At 34.7% G+C, this 17551-nt stretch carries 9 protein-coding genes; all 9 read left to right on the forward strand.

Annotated features, from left to right (window positions below; all coding sequences use genetic code 11):
- The first annotated feature begins 69 nt into the window (after positions 1-69).
- The 9 genes from H4V97_RS11865 to sprA all read left to right on the forward strand — a co-directional run bounded on the left by H4V97_RS11865 (position 70) and on the right by sprA (position 17473).
- On the forward strand, positions 70-1371 hold the full coding sequence (locus tag H4V97_RS11865) for an MFS transporter (protein WP_209549820.1): 1302 nt from the start codon (positions 70-72) through the stop codon (positions 1369-1371).
- Between the two features lies 1 nt (position 1372).
- Positions 1373-2551 carry a glycoside hydrolase 100 family protein gene (locus H4V97_RS11870; RefSeq protein ID WP_209549821.1) on the forward strand — a complete coding sequence of 393 codons (1179 nt, stop codon included), beginning with the start codon at positions 1373-1375 and terminating at the stop codon, positions 2549-2551.
- 1 nt (position 2552) lies between these two features.
- Entirely contained in the window at positions 2553-3491 is a 939-nt protein-coding gene (locus tag H4V97_RS11875) for a carbohydrate kinase family protein (RefSeq protein WP_209549822.1), read from the forward strand.
- A 40-nt stretch (positions 3492-3531) separates the two neighbouring features.
- Positions 3532-4779 carry an MFS transporter gene (locus tag H4V97_RS11880; RefSeq protein WP_209549823.1) on the forward strand — a complete coding sequence of 416 codons (1248 nt, stop codon included), beginning with the start codon at positions 3532-3534 and terminating at the stop codon, positions 4777-4779.
- Positions 4780-4804: 25 nt separating this feature from the next.
- A complete protein-coding gene (locus H4V97_RS11885) occupies positions 4805-6673 on the forward strand; it encodes a trehalase family glycosidase (RefSeq protein WP_209549824.1) in 1869 nt (622 codons plus the stop codon).
- A 75-nt stretch (positions 6674-6748) separates the two neighbouring features.
- Positions 6749-7183, forward strand: coding sequence for a CBS domain-containing protein (locus tag H4V97_RS11890; protein ID WP_196849969.1), 435 nt, complete (start codon positions 6749-6751; stop codon positions 7181-7183).
- Between the two features lie 156 nt (positions 7184-7339).
- On the forward strand, positions 7340-9622 hold the full coding sequence (locus H4V97_RS11895; protein ID WP_209549825.1) for an NADP-dependent malic enzyme: 2283 nt from the start codon (positions 7340-7342) through the stop codon (positions 9620-9622).
- 96 nt (positions 9623-9718) lie between these two features.
- Positions 9719-10300 carry a Holliday junction branch migration protein RuvA gene (ruvA, locus tag H4V97_RS11900; protein WP_196849967.1) on the forward strand — a complete coding sequence of 194 codons (582 nt, stop codon included), beginning with the start codon at positions 9719-9721 and terminating at the stop codon, positions 10298-10300.
- Between the two features lie 24 nt (positions 10301-10324).
- The gene (sprA, locus tag H4V97_RS11905) at positions 10325-17473 is read left to right on the forward strand and encodes a cell surface protein SprA (RefSeq protein ID WP_209549826.1); all 7149 of its coding nucleotides are present in this window, start codon (positions 10325-10327) and stop codon (positions 17471-17473) included.
- The last annotated feature ends 78 nt before the right edge of the window (positions 17474-17551 follow it).

Raw genomic sequence — 17551 nt, forward strand, 5'->3', positions numbered from 1 at the left:
ATTGAATTGATGTTTTTAAAATTAAATTTAATAAAAATATCTAACCAACCAACCAAGTAAAGAACCCGAATGAATTTGAAATTAAAATTGAGTTTTTGGCAGATAATCAATATGAATGTTGGTTTTTTTGGCATACAATACAGCTTTGGCTTGCAACAAAGTGCTGTAAATCCTATCTATGATTTTTTACATGCAAGTCCAGATCAAATTCCGATACTAAATCTTGCAGGACCTTTAACTGGTTTATTGATTCAACCTATAATTGGAGCAATGAGTGATAAAACTTGGCATCCAAGATGGGGAAGGCGGAAACCTTATTTTTTTATTGGAGCTATAGTTTGTAGTATCGCTTTATTTCTATTTCCATTTAGCAGTTCATTGTGGATGGCGGCTGGTTTGCTTTGGATTCTGGATGTTGGTAACAATACCGCAATGGAGCCTTATCGTGCTTTTATTGCCGATACATTAAACGAAGACCAGCAGCCTGTAGGCTTTCAGGCGCAAAGTTTTTTTACCGGTTTCGGGCAGTTTTTGGCCTATATTTCTCTTTTTCTATTTCCAATTGTTTTCGTTGGTTACACTGGATCCTTGCCCACTTGGATCTATGCGTCCTTTTTTCTAGGAGCGGTACTTTCAGTGTCTTCCATTTTGTGGAGTATGAGCAAGACAAAAGAGATTCCGCCAACAGAAGCAGAATTGGCAATTTTAAAAGCTGAGCCATTAAATATTTTTTCACCATTTATTGATATTTATAAAGCGGTTCTAGAGATGCCAACGGTTATGTGGCAACTGTTTTTGGTTTATTTATTTCAGTGGTATGCTATGATGTGTTATTGGCAAAATAATTCAAAAAGTATTGCTTTGTCCGTTTGGAATGTAACCCCGATGAATGCAGTAGGCTACGAAAAAGCGGTTGAGTGGAACGGATTGATCGGTGCTTTTGGGTTTATAGTTACTTTTTCAATTGCCTTTTATTTGGCAAAATTAGCCAAAAAACATGGTGCGAAAATGATTCATTTTGTCTGTCTTTTATTTGGAGCTGTTTCTTTTTTGGTTTTTCCAATTGTACATAATCAATACGTGTTTTTTGCAGTGGTTATTGGCTACGGAATTGCTTGGGCAAGTATGATGGGAATTCCATATTTAATGGTGGTTTCTGAGATTCCTAAAGAAAGGTATGGCGTTTACATGGGTATTATTAATATGATGATTGTTATCCCAATGATTATCCAAAACCTATCATTTGGTTATATTTTAAAGAATTTCTTAGATAACGATCCCCGTCAAGCAATCAGTTTTGCGGGCGTATTAGTACTCATCGGTGCTTTTTGCACCCTTTTGATTAAAAGTAAAAAAGTTTCACCACAATAATATGAATAGTGATTTGAGTTATACAAAAGCCATTGAGCTGCTCCAGAAAGTATCTTCAAGCGAAGGTTTTCTTGCGAGTGCCCAAAATATTTCCAATTATAAAAGAGTCTGGGCTCGCGATGGTGTGATTTGTGGATTGGCAGCTTTGGCTTCCGGCGATGAAAAATTAATTGAAACATTCCGTAAAACATTAGAAACATTAGCTAATAACCAACATCATAACGGAACGATTCCTTCTAATGTAATGACAAATGGCGACCAAGTGGAAGTTAGTTATGGCGGATTGGCAGGAAGAGTTGATGCGGTGACTTGGTTCGTAATTGGGATTTGTCAATATGCCTATTACACAAAAGATATCGCTTTCGTGGCAAAATACGATACTGAAATTGAAAAATGTTTTGCGCTCTTAGAAGCTTGGGAATTCAATAATAGAGGACTTTTGTATGTGCCTCTTTCAGGAAATTGGGCGGATGAATATATTACGGATGGTTATGTTTTATACGATCAATTGCTTCGGATTTGGGCTTTAAAAAGTTACAATCATTTTGCGCATGACGATTTAATTACAGACAAAATCAAAGCAATAATAGAACAACTTGAAATCAATTTTACTCCGAATTCAGTTGGTGAAAAATACCATGAACGAGCATACCATGAAGTAAATATTCAAAAATACATGCCCTGTTCATTTTCGCCGGCAGGATACAAAACGCAGTTTGATGCTTTTGCAAATTCTTTGGCTTTGTATTTAAACATTGGTTCTGAAGATTTTCAAAATGTTGTTTTAGAATATTCATTGGCACTCAAAGATGGAATGCCTTTACAACTGTTACCCGCTTTTTGGCCCCCAATAAAAGAGAGTGATTTAGACTGGAACTTACTTAAAAATAATTGTAAATACGAATTCAGGAATTACCCTAATGAGTTTCATAATGGAGGAAGCTGGCCGATGGTCAATGGTTTTTTTGGATTGGCATTACTTGCTAAAGAAAAAAATGATGAAGCTTCACGATTATTAAATGCCATAAATAAGGCCAATGCTGTGGAGGATTTTAGTTTCTATGAAAATTTTAACAGCGAAACCAAAGCACCGAACGGCGTTCCTTTTTGTGCATGGAGCGCAGCTGCAACAGTGATGTTGCATCAGAGTATCAATGCTAACTTTAAATTTTTAGTGTAAAGTGGAAAAAACAATAGATATACTATGTGTTGGCGAAGTACTGATTGATTTTATAGGTCATGAAGTAAATACATCAATTAATAGAACAAAGGATTACCATCGTTTTCTGGGTGGTTCACCTACTAATGTGGCTGTGAATGCTTCAAGATTAGGCTTGAAATCAGCTTTAATTGCTACTTGCGGGCAGGATGGTTTGGGCGAGTATATTGTTCGAAAATTAAAAGAGAATAATGTGATTACTACTCAAGTTAATAAACTAGAGGGTGTTCCAACTTCTATTATTCTTGTTTCCAAATCTTCTGGAACTCCAGATTTTATTCCATATCGAGAAGCGGATTATCAGATTGCAAAAAGCCAAATTACAGATGAATTACTGGGAAGTGCTAAAATATTTCACACAACTTGTTTTGCATTAAGCAAAAATCCAGCCCGAACAACTATTCTAGAAAGTGCTAAAAAAGCAAAAGAGTTAGGATTACAAACGAGCATCGATATCAATTTTTCGGAAAGAATATGGCCAGATAGAGAAGAGGCAAAAGATGTTTTGAAGGATTATCTAGCTACAAATCCTTTGGTGAAATTAAGCGAGGACGATTGTTACCGACTTTTTGCGGAATCAAAAACAGAAGATTTTATTTTTGAATATTTTCATGGATTAGGTGCGGCAACTATTTGTTTGACAAAAGGAAAGGACGGAGTTGTCTTGTCGAATACTGATTTTGGTATGTTTTATCAAAAAGCTTTGCCAGTCGAGGATATAAAAGATACCACTGGTGCTGGAGACGCTTTTTGGACGGGATTTTTATATGCGCAATTAGAACAAAAAAATCTCGAAGAATCCATTACGATAGCCCAGAAATTAGCAGTTCTCAAACTTCAAAATGTGGGGAGATTACCCGAAAATATTAATTTTAAAGACTACTTAAATATCGAATCATAATTCAATTCAAACCAAAAAACCAAAACCAAATATATACTAAATGAGAAAAAGTACTGTAAAAATAGCCATGTATCTAAACTACTTTGTGTTTGCCATCCTGTTGAACAGTGTTGGAATTGTAATATTAAAATCCCAAAGAAATTATGGTGTTGATGAATTGCAAGCGAGTATTTTAGAAGCTTTTAAGGATTTGCCTATCGCTATAGTTTCTTTTTTGATCGCTTCTTTTTTACCCAGAATTGGATATAAAAGAGCGATGCTTATTGGATTAGCATTGGTTTCTGTTGCCTGTGTGAGTATGTATTTTGGAAATTCATTTAACACCGCGAAATTGCTTTTTGCAACTGTGGGTGTTTCATTTGCTTTGATAAAAGTATCTGTATATTCACTTATTGGAACCGTGACAGATAATCAACAGGAACATAATAGCTTGATGAGTAGTATAGAAGGAGTATTCATGATTGGGATTGCGGTAGCTTATTTTTTGTTTCCAGCTTTCAATTCGGAAGGGAATCCAGACGCCTGGCTCAATGTATATTGGTTATTGGCGGGAATTTCATTGGTGTCTTTTGGATTTTTATTTTTCGCCAAATTTGAAAATCAAACTGAAATACCGGGAGTTGATTTAGCGGACGACTTCAAACAAATGTTCAAATTATTTGCAAAATTATTAACGATCGTATTTGTAATAAGTGCTTTCTTATTTGTCATGATAGAGCAGGGAATAATGTCTTGGCTACCCACTTTTAATAGTAAAGTGTTGCATCTCCCAGAGAATATAAGTATTATGATGGCAAGTATTTTGGCAATTTCATTGGCAATTGGCAGGCTTTTGGCTGGTGTGATAACTAAAAAAGTAAATTGGATTTGGGTGCTTAGCGTTTGCATCGTGATGGCTATGTTAATTGTGGTTTTTGTGCTTCCAAAAACAGTTGGATTGGATGTAAAAGAAATCAATTCGCTTAGCGATATTCCATTAATTGGTTTTGCTTTTCCGTTGGTAGGACTTTTTATAGCACCAATATATCCACTTTTGAATTCGGTTGTTTTAAGTGCATTACCTAAAAAACTCCACAGCTCCATGACTGGATTGATTGTTGTTTTCTCCGCACTTGGAGGTACTCTGGGTTCTAGAGTTATTGGGTACTTATTCAAAAATGAAGGTCCTGAAAATGCATTTTATTATACTTTGATTCCTATGTCCTTATTGCTTGTTTCTTTCTTTATATTGAAAAAACTTACTTCGGACAATACTCAAGTTTTGCATGTTAAAAACGTTAGTCATTAATCGTATTAAAATCATATAATTTAAAATGAAATTCTTACTCAACATAGACAAGGTGTTCCATGAACTGCTGCTTCAAGAAGATACCGATCAAGATAAAAAAATTACAAAAGACGACGAAGGGCCTAAAAAATTTGTTTTAGTTGATGAAAAAACAAAACTGGAGCAGGCTATTGAAGGAACCTATCATTTGTCGAATTTACTTCAAGAATTAGCACTGCTCAAAGAAAGTAAAATTGAAATGGGTGAAGTTGATTTGAACCGAATTCAGGAAAATCCGGTGGAACGAATTTCAAGAAAAATAAGAGATGATTATTGGAATGAACTCACGCGTACGATTGATAAAAAAGGTTTAGCTCAGATTCTTCAAGATGAAAAAACAGCGAATGAAGTTCCAACGCTTTATGTTGCTGCGAAAGACAAACAAGGAGTTGCTTATTTTCAGGGATTGGAGAAAGAACTTCAGAATTTTAAAGTAGCGGTTTTGCCCGAAAATTATTCGATGGAATATGTGGATACTTTAAATACAAAACCAGGGATTTTAGCTTTGGCTTTAGAACAAAAATTATACAGTTTGCAAGGAGTTCCTTTCGTAGTTCCAGGCGGAAGATTTAATGAAATGTATGGCTGGGATAGCTATTTTATAGGTGTTGGTCTGTTAATAGATAACCAACTTGAAAAAGCAATGGCTATTGCCGAGAACTTCAAGTATCAAATCATACATTACGGAAAAATCCTGAATGCAAACCGAAGTTATTACCTGACAAGAACACAACCACCATTGTATTCTTCGTTATTAATTGAAATTGTAAAACAAAAAGTACCAAATCATGAATGGTTAAAAAGCCATCTGGAAGCGGTTATTTTAGAGTACAATACAGTTTGGATGGTGCCAGGAAACCGATTAACCGAAACGGGTTTGAATCGATATAAAGCGGAAGGTGTAGGCATGCCTTTTGAAGTAGAACCAGGACATTTTGATGATGTTTTAGCGCCTTATGCTAAAAAGTATAACTTGCCAACTAGAGAATTTGAAAAACAATATCTGGAAAGAACCTTGGTTGATGCAGATTTGGATATGTATTTTGTTCACGACAGAAGTTTGCGAGAAAGCGGTCATGATACGACAGATAGACTTATAAATACGTGTGCCAATTTAAATTCGGTGGATGTAAATAGTTTTCTTTACAAATATGAAAAAGACATTGCTTATTTGATAAGGGAATATTTCAATAATGCTTTTCAAACGGGAAATATCAATTACACTTCCGAGGATTGGGAGCAAAAAGCCCAATTTAGAAAAGATAAAATCAATGAATTGTGCTGGAATGAAAAAGCAAGTATGTATTTTGATTATGATTTTTTAAACAAAAAACAATTTCCATTTGAAGCCGCTACCACATTTTTTCCGTTATGGGCAAAATTGTGCAGTGAGGAACAGGCAAAGAAGCTCTTAGAAATAGCATTGCCTAAATTTATTAAGAGTGGAGGAATTACAGGAAGTACAAAATCAAGTAGTGAAGCTTTTGGAGATAATGAAGCCCCGCAAAGACAATGGGATTATCCTTTTGGTTGGGCGCCACATCAAATGTTGTTGTGGGAAGGTTTAATTAATTATAAATTTTTCGATAAAGCGCAAGAAATGGTCTATAGATGGCTGTGGCTTATCACTAAAAATGCGGTAGAATACAACGGGACAATTCCTGAAAAGTTTGATTTAGAAATTAGTTCCCATAAAGTTTTTGCCGAGTATGGCAATGTAGGTACTGAATTCGATTATATCGCAAAAGAGGGATTTGGTTGGGTAAATGCTTCCTATCAATATGGTTTGCAAATTTTAAATGATACTTTCAAACAAGAACTAAACAGGTTAACTTCTCCAGACGATTTATTTTAACAGTAAAAAAAATATATAAATTTGTCTTTTGTGTGTTATTTTTTTTAACTTTATGAATCAATAAATTTATTCAAGATGACTGTAAATCAAATATTAAGCACGAAAGGAAAGGAAGTTTTTTCAATAGTTTCCACTATTACTGTATATGAAGCTTTAAAGGTGATGGGTGAAAAAAATATTGGAGCAGTATTGATAATTGAAGAGGATGTGTTAAAAGGAGTTTTGTCTGAAAGAGATTATGCCAGAAAAATTGTTCTTAAAGACAAATCTTCAAAGAAAACGCATGTGAATGAAATAATGGAAACAGAAGTTTTTACAGTAAAGCCATCTGACAATTTGGATTATTGTATGGATTTGATGACTGCAAGACGAATTAGACATCTGCCAGTTTTAGAAAATAATGCGGTAATAGGGATAATCTCAATAGGGGATGTTGTAAAAGCAATCATTGAAGTTCAAAAGGAAACTATTCAACATTTGGATTCTTATATAAGCGGAAGTAAGTCGTAATTCAAAGGAAATTAAAAATTAAAATAGCTGCAAATTATTGCAGCTATTTTAATTTTTACATTACAAACGTGAGCTGTTTTTTATAAAAGAATAGGATAATTGCTTACTTTTTAAGCTAAGTCACCTATCTTTGTAACCCAGAATAAAATTTAAAAAATGGACAAAAATAGCAAAAGAAGAGAGGCATTATTATACCACGCGAAGCCGACTCCAGGAAAAATACAAGTAGTTCCCACTAAGAAATATGCAACCCAAAGAGATTTGTCTTTGGCCTATTCTCCTGGTGTGGCAGAGCCATGTTTGGAAATAGCAAAAGATGTAAATAATGTTTATAAATATACAGCAAAAGGAAATCTGGTTGCTGTAATTACAAATGGAACTGCAGTTTTAGGGCTTGGTGACATAGGTCCTGAAGCATCTAAACCGGTGATGGAAGGGAAGGGTTTGTTGTTTAAAATTTTTGCTGATATAGATGTATTCGACATTGAAATCGGAACTAAAGATATTGAAGAATTTATCCAAACAGTCAAAAATATTGCGCCAACTTTTGGTGGAATAAATCTGGAAGATATAAAAGCACCAGAATCTTTTGAAATTGAAAGACGATTGGTTGAAGAATTAAATATTCCGGTGATGCACGATGACCAACATGGAACCGCAATTATATCGTCTGCGGCTTTATTGAATGCATTGGAATTAGCAAATAAAAAATCAGAAGATGTAAAATTAGTGGTTTCAGGAGCAGGCTCAGCTGCACTTGCTTGTGCTAATTTGTACGTTTTATTGGGTGTAAAAATCGAAAATATATTGATGTTTAACAGTAAAGGAGTCTTAACAAAAGACAACAAATCACTTTCTGATTTACAACAAAAATATGCAAAAGACATCGCGCCAATGAGTCTGGAGGAAGCATTAGTTGGAGCTGATGTTTTTTTAGGATTGTCAACAGGAGATATTATGACTCCACAAATGTTGTTGGGTATGGCTGAAAATCCAATCGTTTTTGCGATGGCAAATCCAGACCCGGAAATAGACTACAACTTGGCGATAGCAACCCGTAAAGATGTTATTATGGCAACAGGACGTTCTGATCATCCTAATCAGGTAAATAATGTTCTTGGATTCCCATATATCTTTAGAGGTGCGTTAGACGTTCGGGCTACTAAAATAAATGAAGCAATGAAAATGGCAGCGGTGAGAGCGCTTGCTTTATTAGCTAAAGAATCAGTTCCAGAACAAGTAAATGTTGCTTATGGCGCAACTAAGTTGATTTTTGGAAAAGAATATATTATTCCAAAACCATTTGACCCAAGATTGATAACAATTGTTGCTCCGGCTGTTGCTAAAGCAGCGATGGACTCCGGAGTTGCTTTAAATCCTATCACAGATTGGAAAAAGTATGAAGAAGAGCTTTTAGATCGATTGGGGAATGATAACAAAATGGTTCGATTGATTACCAATAGAGCTAAAACGGATCCCAAAAGAATCGTTTTTGCAGAAGCAGACCATTTAGATGTGCTTAAAGCTGCCCAAATTGTATTAGAAGAAGGAATTGGTTTTCCAATTTTACTTGGGAACAAAGAAATTATTTTGGAATTAAAGGAAGAACTGGGTTTTGATGCTGATGTTCAAATCATTGATCCAAAAGAGAAAGAAGAAGAGTCTAGAAGAAATAGGTTTGCCACAACATATTGGTCCTCCAGACAAAGAAGAGGGATTTCGTTACTGGATTCTCAAAAGTTAATGCGCGAAAGAAACTATTTTGCGGCCATGATGGTTAATGAAGGAGAAGCAGATGCATTAGTAACAGGACATTCCAGAAGTTATCCATCGGTGGTAAAACCAATGTTGCAACTTATTGATAAAGCACCTGGAGCCTCTCTTGTTGCCACTACAAATATGATGATGACCAGTCGTGGGCCAATGTTTTTATCGGATACAGCGATAAACATTAATCCATCTGCTGATGATTTAGCAAAAATTGCGATAATGACTGCAAAAACAGCTAAGATGTTTGGAGTTGAACCAGTAATTGCGATGATATCTTACTCTAATTTTGGGTCTTCAACCAATGAAAGCGCAGGAAAAGTGAGAGAAGCAGTGGCTTATTTGCATAAAAACCATCCAGAAATGGTAATCGATGGAGAACTTCAAGCTGATTTTGCTTTGAATCCAGAGATGTTGAAAGCGAAGTTTCCATTTTCTAAACTAGCAGGAAAAAAAGTGAATACTTTAATTTTTCCAAATCTTGAGTCGGCTAATATTACTTATAAGCTGTTGAAAGAATTAAATAAAGTAGATTCTATTGGACCTATTATGTTGGGGATGGGAAAACCAGTTCACATATTTCAATTAGGTGCAAGTGTCGAAGAAATGGTAAACATGGCGGCTATTGCTGTGATTGATGCACAAGAAAAAGAAAAGAAAAAACAAATATAATTTCGTTGCTTTTTGTCAATAATTGCATTTAAATAAAGGAGTTTAGTGAAATAATGTGCTAATTTTATTATATTTGGTAACAATATATTATAAAAAATGATAGCACATTTACAAGGAAAATTGGTAGAAAAGACACCAACACAAGTAATTATAGATTGTGGAGGTGTCGGATACCATGTGAATATTTCTTTACATACTTACTCGTTACTTCCAAATACGGACTTTATAAAATTATTTACACATCTTCAAATAAAAGAAGATTCACATACCTTATTTGGTTTTATAGAAAAATCGGAGAGGGAGATTTTTAGATTGCTATTATCAGTTTCAGGTATTGGGGCTAGTATTGCTAGGACTATGCTGTCTTCTTTAGATCCAAAACAAATTACGAATGCAATCGCATCGGGAGATGTGGTCACTATTCAATCTATAAAAGGAATTGGCAGTAAAACAGCGCAACGAGTAATACTTGATCTGAAAGAAAAAGTGTTAAAATTGTACGATTTAGATGAAGTTTCAATGTCGCAGAGCAATACAAATCGAGATGAAGCGTTATCTGCTTTGGAGGTACTAGGTTTTGTGCGAAAAACTTCAGAAAGAATTGTTGAAAAAATCGTGAAAGAGGACCCCGAAGCCTCTGTAGAATCGATTATCAAAAAAGCTTTAAAAAACTTATAAAAGGTTCTAAAAAACACGAATTGTATGTATAAAATTTGTACTTTTTTGGTTGTTTTATTTTGTGGTTTTGTATCGCAAGCTCAGGTAAAACAGGAAGTCCAAGACACAACTAAAACTGGCTTTTCTGTAGGGAAAGTACAACTTAAAGATCCTCAAAGTATACTTTCTTCCTATACCTATGACCCTGTTACGGATCGTTATATTTACACTAATTCTGTGGATGGGTTTTCCATTAATTATCCGATTATTTTAACGCCAAAAGAGTATGAAAACTTAGTCTTGAAAGAATCAATGCGTGATTATTTCAAGAAAAAAGTGGATGCGATGGACGGAAAAAAGGGGGGTAGCGAAGCAGCAAAAAAAGATTTACTACCTAGGTATTATGTAAAATCAGGGCTTTTTGAATCCATTTTTGGAAGTAACACTATTGATGTGAAACCAACCGGATCTGTTGAAATGGATTTGGGACTTCGTTACACAAAACAAGATAATCCTTCCTTTAGTCCTAGAAACAGATCAAATCTTTCTTTTGATTTTAATCAAAGGATAAGTATGAGTTTAATGGGAAAAGTAGGAACGCGACTCAATGTAAATGCTAATTACGATACGCAATCCTCTTTTGCTTTTCAAAATTTAATAAAGTTAGAATATGCACCTTCTGAAGATGATATTATTCAAAAAATTGAGGTTGGAAATGTAAGTATGCCTTTAAATAGCTCACTTATTCGAGGTGCTCAAAGTTTATTTGGAGTAAAAACACAGTTGCAATTTGGTAAAACTACTGTAACAGGAGTATTTTCTGAACAGAAATCACAAACCAAAAGTATAGTTGCTCAAGGCGGTGGTACAATTCAAGATTTTGATATTTTTGCTTTGGATTATGACAATGACAGACACTTTTTCCTATCACAATATTTCAGAAATAAATATGATGCTTCCCTAAAAAATTATCCATTTATTGACAGTAGAGTTCAAATTTCTAGGTTAGAGGTTTGGGTAACCAATAAACAAAATAGGGTCACGACTACTAATAATAATTTACGAAATATCATTGCACTTCAGGATTTAGGGGAAGGACAATTGACAGGCTTAGCTAATAATGACGTAGTAGTTTTAGATCCTGCAACGGGGATTTTTAATAATCCAGTCGATTCTCCTTCTGACAACTCGAATAATGATTATGATCCTGCACAAATATTGGCCGGAAGCGGTTTGCTGAACAATAATATACGTGAAATAGTTACCTCTAACTCCGGTTTTAATGTAACGGTAAGTGAAGGTCAGGATTATTCTAAATTGGAAAATGCCCGAAAACTGAACTCTAATGAGTACACGTATAACGCTCAATTAGGATATATTTCGTTGCAACAGCGACTTGCAAATGATGAAGTTTTAGCGGTGGCTTATCAATATACGATTGGGGATAAGGTGTATCAAGTGGGGGAGTTTGGTAACGATGGTGTTGATGCGACTGTTGTAACAGGTACAACTCAATCGGATCAGGCAATTATTACCCAAAGTTTGATATTGAAAATGTTGAAAAGTAATTTGACCAATGTGAAAAATCCGGTTTGGAATTTGATGATGAAAAATATTTATCAAATCCCAGGTGCCTATCAAATAAAGCAAGAGGATTTTAGATTCAATATACTTTATACAGATCCTTCGGCTTTAAATTATATTACAGAAGTTCCCGGAAGCCCTTTTCCACCTAATCCATCACCAGAAAATAAAGTTGCCGAAACCCCTTTGCTTAAAGTGTTTAATTTAGACAAACTCAATTACAACAATGATCCTCAAACTGGAGGTGATGGTTTTTTTGATTTTATGCAAGGCTTAACTATCGATTCTCAAAACGGGAGAATTATATTTACAACTAAAGAACCTTTTGGAGAATTGTTGTTTTCTAAATTATCAAATACCGGTTCGGCAGAAAATTATAATGATGTTGGTACCTATAATCCAAATCAAAAGAAATACGTTTTTAGAAACATGTATCGTAACACGCAATCTGGCGCTTTACAGGATAGCGAGAAAAATAAGTTCTTATTAAGAGGGAAATACAAATCTACTGGCGGTGACGGAATCCCAATTGGAGCTTTCAATGTCCCTAGAGGCTCGGTGGTAGTAACTGCAGGGGGGAGAATTTTAGTGGAAGGAATAGATTATAGTGTCAATTATCAATTGGGTAGAGTTCAAATTCTGGATCCTTCGCTTCAAGCATCGAATACTCCAATTAATGTTTCATTGGAAAATAATTCCATTTTTGGACAGCAAACCAGAAGGTTTATGGGTGTCAACGTGGAACATAAAATTTCGGATAATTTTTTAGTTGGCGCAACTTTTTTAAAAATGTCAGAAAGACCATTTACCCAAAAATCCACTTTTGGTCAAGAGTCTGTCAATAATACTATTTTTGGATTCAATACTAATTTTTCTACCGAGGTACCTTTATTAACCCGCTTAGTAAATAAATTACCTAATATAGATACGGATGTTCCTTCGAATCTTTCGATAAGAGGTGAAGTTGCATTTTTGAAACCGGATTCGCCAAAAGCAGATCGTTTTCAGGGCGAGTCTACTATTTATGTAGATGATTTTGAAGGTTCACAATCAACAATTGATATGCGCTCGCCTTATGCATGGAGTTTATCATCGACACCAGAAAGAAATGCCCGAAGTAATTATGATTTTAATGCTGGTGCAAACGATTTGAGCTATGGTTTTAAAAGAGCAAAAATGGCTTGGTACTCGATTGATCCAGTTTTTTATACTCAAAAACCATCAGGAATTACAAATGAAGAGTTGTCTTTTAATTCGACAAGAAGAATATTTAGCGAAGAATTATATCCTCTAACCGATATTGCGCAGGGGCAATCTCAAGTGGTAAATACGTTAGATTTGAGTTATTACCCTTCGGATAGAGGGCCGTATAATAATAGTTCTAATTACAATACAAATCCAACAACTAATTTTGGGGGGATCATGAGGTCATTGAATTCTACTAATTTCGAACAAGGAAATGTAGAGTACATTCAATTCTGGGTTTTAGATCCTTATGTAGGAAGTGGGAATATTCCGCAAACTAATACAGGGAAAATTTATTTCAACTTAGGTGAAATTTCTGAAGATGTTCTTAAAGATGGAAGAAAACAATATGAAAATGGGTTAGGTCCAGATCAAATATTGGCAAACCCACCATCAGTATGGGGAGATGTACCTGCTTCACAATCTTTAATTTATGCTTTTGACACTAATGCGGATAATCGTAAAAATCAAGATGTAGGTTTGGACGGTTTGAGTGACGCCAAAGAAGGAGCGACTTACAATAATTACGCTTCCGAAACCGATCCAGCGGCAGATGATTACACGTATTATTTGAATGCTTCAGGAAATGTTTTAGAACGATATAAAAAATATAATGGCGTAGATGGAAATTCTGCAGTTGATATAAATGATCCTAATAGAGGTTCGACAACCGTTCCGGATGTAGAGGATATCAATAGAGATAATACCATGAATACCATCAATGCCTATTATGAATATAGTGTTGATGTTAAGCCAAATATGAGCATTGGTCAAAATTATATAACCGACATTCGAAATACTCAAGTCACTTTGCCAAATGGATCAGTAACGGACGCCCGATGGATTCAGTTTAAAATTCCCGTTTCACAACCAGAAAACACTATTGGAAACATTTCCGATTTTAGATCGATACGTTTCATGAGAATGTTTATGACTGGTTTTAATAATCAAGTAACGGTACGTTTTGGAGCTTTAGATTTGGTTAGAGGAGAATGGAGAAGGTATACCAATACACTTGATTTTAATGATCCTAATGTAGCCGATGACAAAACTAATTTGGATGTTCTAGCGGTCAATGTCCAAGAAAATAATGATAGATGTCCAGTGAATTACATCACTCCTCCGGGAGTTGTGAGGGAACAATTGTACAACAATAATACGGTTATCAATCAAAATGAGCAATCGTTGTCTTTAAGGGTTTCTGGAAGCGGATTGGAGCCAGACGATTCAAGAGCCGTTTTTAAAAATGTGAGTGTTGACATGCGTCAGTTCAAAAAACTGAAAATGTTTTTACATGCAGAATCTTTGCCGAATGAAATCGGACTAAGGGATAATCAAATGGTAGGTTTCATTCGTTTTGGAAATGATTTCACACAAAATTTCTACCAAATAGAAATTCCTTTAAAAGTTACGATTCCTTCCACTACAGCCAGTTCTAATTGTTCCGCATTAAGCGCAGAGGCTGTTTGGCCAGAGGACAATGAAATAGATTTGTCATTAGCTTTATTGACTAAATTGAAGATTTTAGCAATGAGTATTGATAAAAGTACACTTCCTTTGGATGGAATTTATTATCAAAATGAAGATGAATTGGATTCTAGATTAGCCAATAAGCCTAATAAATTAAGGTTGGGGATAAAAGGAAATCCTAATTTTGGCTTAGCACGAACCTTAATGATTGGTGTAAAAAGTAATGAAACCCATCAAGATATAAAAGGTGAAGTTTGGTTCAATGAAATGCGTTTAGCTGATATGGATAATCAGGGCGGGATGGCATCAGTCTTGAATGTAGATACCAATTTTGCTGATTTTGCAACGGTTTCTGCCACAGGGAAACAAAGTACTATTGGTTTTGGCGCATTGGAACAAGGACCAAATGAAAGAAGCCGTGAAAACACACAACAATACAATATAGTTACCAATTTAAATCTTGGAAAATTAATGCCGCCAAAATGGGGAGTTAATTTGCCTTTTAATTATGCGGTTGGGGAAGAAATGATAACGCCGGATTATGATCCTTTTAACCAAGATATAAAACTAAAACAGTTGTTGGAAAATACCACGGACCAAGCTGAAAGATCAAATCTTAAAAGTAGAGCAACTGATTATACAAAGCGAACAAGTATCAACTTTATAGGGGTGCGAAAAGAAAGAAGACCAGAACAAAAACAACATGTTTATGATCCGGAAAATTTTACTTTTTCACAATCTATTAATGAAGTGGAACGACATGATTTTGAAATTGAAAATTATATCGACCAACATGTAAGCTCATCCGTTGATTATGGATTTACCTTTCAGCCAAAATCAGTAGAGCCGTTTAAGAAAACAGCGTTCATGAAAAAAAGTAGTTATTGGAAATTGTTAAGTGATTTTAATTTTAATTATTTGCCTTCCAATATTTCTTTTAATAGTAATATCAACAGACAATACAACCGACAACAATTTAGACAAGTTGATGTGGAGGGTATTGGACTTGATCCATTGTATAGAAGAAATTTTGCGTTCAATTATCAATATGGGTTTAATTTTAATTTGACAAAATCGTTGAAATTAAATTACACGGCTTCATCGAGTAATATTATAAAAAGCTATCTGAACGAAAATAACGAGCCTATCGACAGTTTTTCAGTATGGGATAATTACTGGGACATTGGAGACCCTAACCAGCATATGCAGCAATTGGTAGTGAATTATGACTTGCCTATTAATAAAATCCCGCTTTTTAGTTTTATAAAAGCGAATTATTCTTACACGGGTGACTACAGCTGGCAACGCTCTTCTAATGCATTATCACAGATTAAAATTGATGGAACAGATTATAATTTAGGGAATACGGTTCAAAATGCTAATTCTAGCAACTTGAATGCAACGTTTAATATGGATGCTTTTTACAAGTATATAGGGGTGTCAAAAAACACTAATAAAACGGTGAATAAACCAAAAGCAACTATTCCAAAACCTGGGGAAAAGGTTGTAAATACAAATGCTCAACAACCCGCTAAAGGCAATGAATTTGTTGATGGATTGATAGGAGTTTTAACCAGTGTTAAAAATATCCAAATGAATTACACCTATAATAGTGGGACTATTTTACCCGGATATACGCCTGGTGTTGGGTTTTTAGGAAGTTCACGACCTTCGTTAGGATTCATCTTTGGAAGTCAAGATGATGTACGATATGAGGCTGCCAAAAATGGATGGCTTACCTCTTATCCTGATTTTAATCAAAGCTATTCTCACGTAACCAATAAATTATTTAAAGCTACAGCAAATGTAGATTTGTTTCCTGATTTAAAAGTTGATTTATCATTGGACAGAGCTTTCTCTGAAAATTTTTCAGAGCAATATGATGTCACTAATGGACAATACAATCCGCGATCTCCATATAGTTACGGTCTTTTTTCTATATCGGCAGTTTTAATAAAAACATCATTTTCAGTTAGTGATGAAAATACATCCGTTGCATTTGACGATTTTAGAATGAACAGACTGACGGTTGCGAATCGATTAGCATCACAGCGAGGAATAGATGTAAATAATCCGGCTAATATTGATGCCGATGGTTATCCATTAGGTTATGGGAAGAATAATCAGGCAGTTTTGTTACCTGCTTTTTTAGCCGCTTATTCTGGGGCTAATGCTGCCGATGTTTCTCTTGGGATATTTAGAAATTTTCCAATACCCAATTGGGCCGTTAAATACAATGGTTTGATGCGTTATGATTTTTTCAAAAAGAATTTCAAACGATTTTCCATGCAACACGGTTATAGAGCGTCATACACAATTAATGCATTTCGATCCAATTTTGAATATGACAAAAATCCCGAAGGAGTGGATGCAAGTGGTAATTTTTTCAACAGAACGATTATGTCCAATATCAATTTAGTGGAACAGTTTAGTCCACTTATCAGAATGGATTTTGAATTGAAAACTTCAATGAAAGTACTTGCCGAAATAAAGAAAGACAGAGCTTTATCAATGAGTTTTGATAATAATTTATTGACAGAAGTAAAAGGAATAGAATATGTCGTTGGGCTAGGATATCGATTTAAGGATGTAATTTTTTCTTCGAGACTGGCTGATAATCCTACTGGAATAATAAAAAGTGATATTAATTTGAAAGGAGATTTGTCTTATCGTAATAATCAAACTATTGTACGTTACTTAGATTACGACAACAATCAATTAGCCGGAGGACAAAATATTTGGTCTTTAAAAATAACAGCGGATTATGCTTTTAGTAAAAACTTGACTGCGATATTTTATTATGATCATTCTTTTTCGAAAGCAGTTATATCTACTTCATTTCCTCTAACAAACATTCGATCTGGATTTACACTTCGTTATAATTTTGGCAATTAATTTTCAGGAAATCTAAACAAAATCTGAATTGAGATTGTTACATTTGTCCCATAAAGTTTCAATTAGTAAACAGTAATT

Source organism: Flavobacterium sp. CG_23.5, from assembly GCF_017875765.1.
GTDB lineage: Bacteria > Bacteroidota > Bacteroidia > Flavobacteriales > Flavobacteriaceae > Flavobacterium.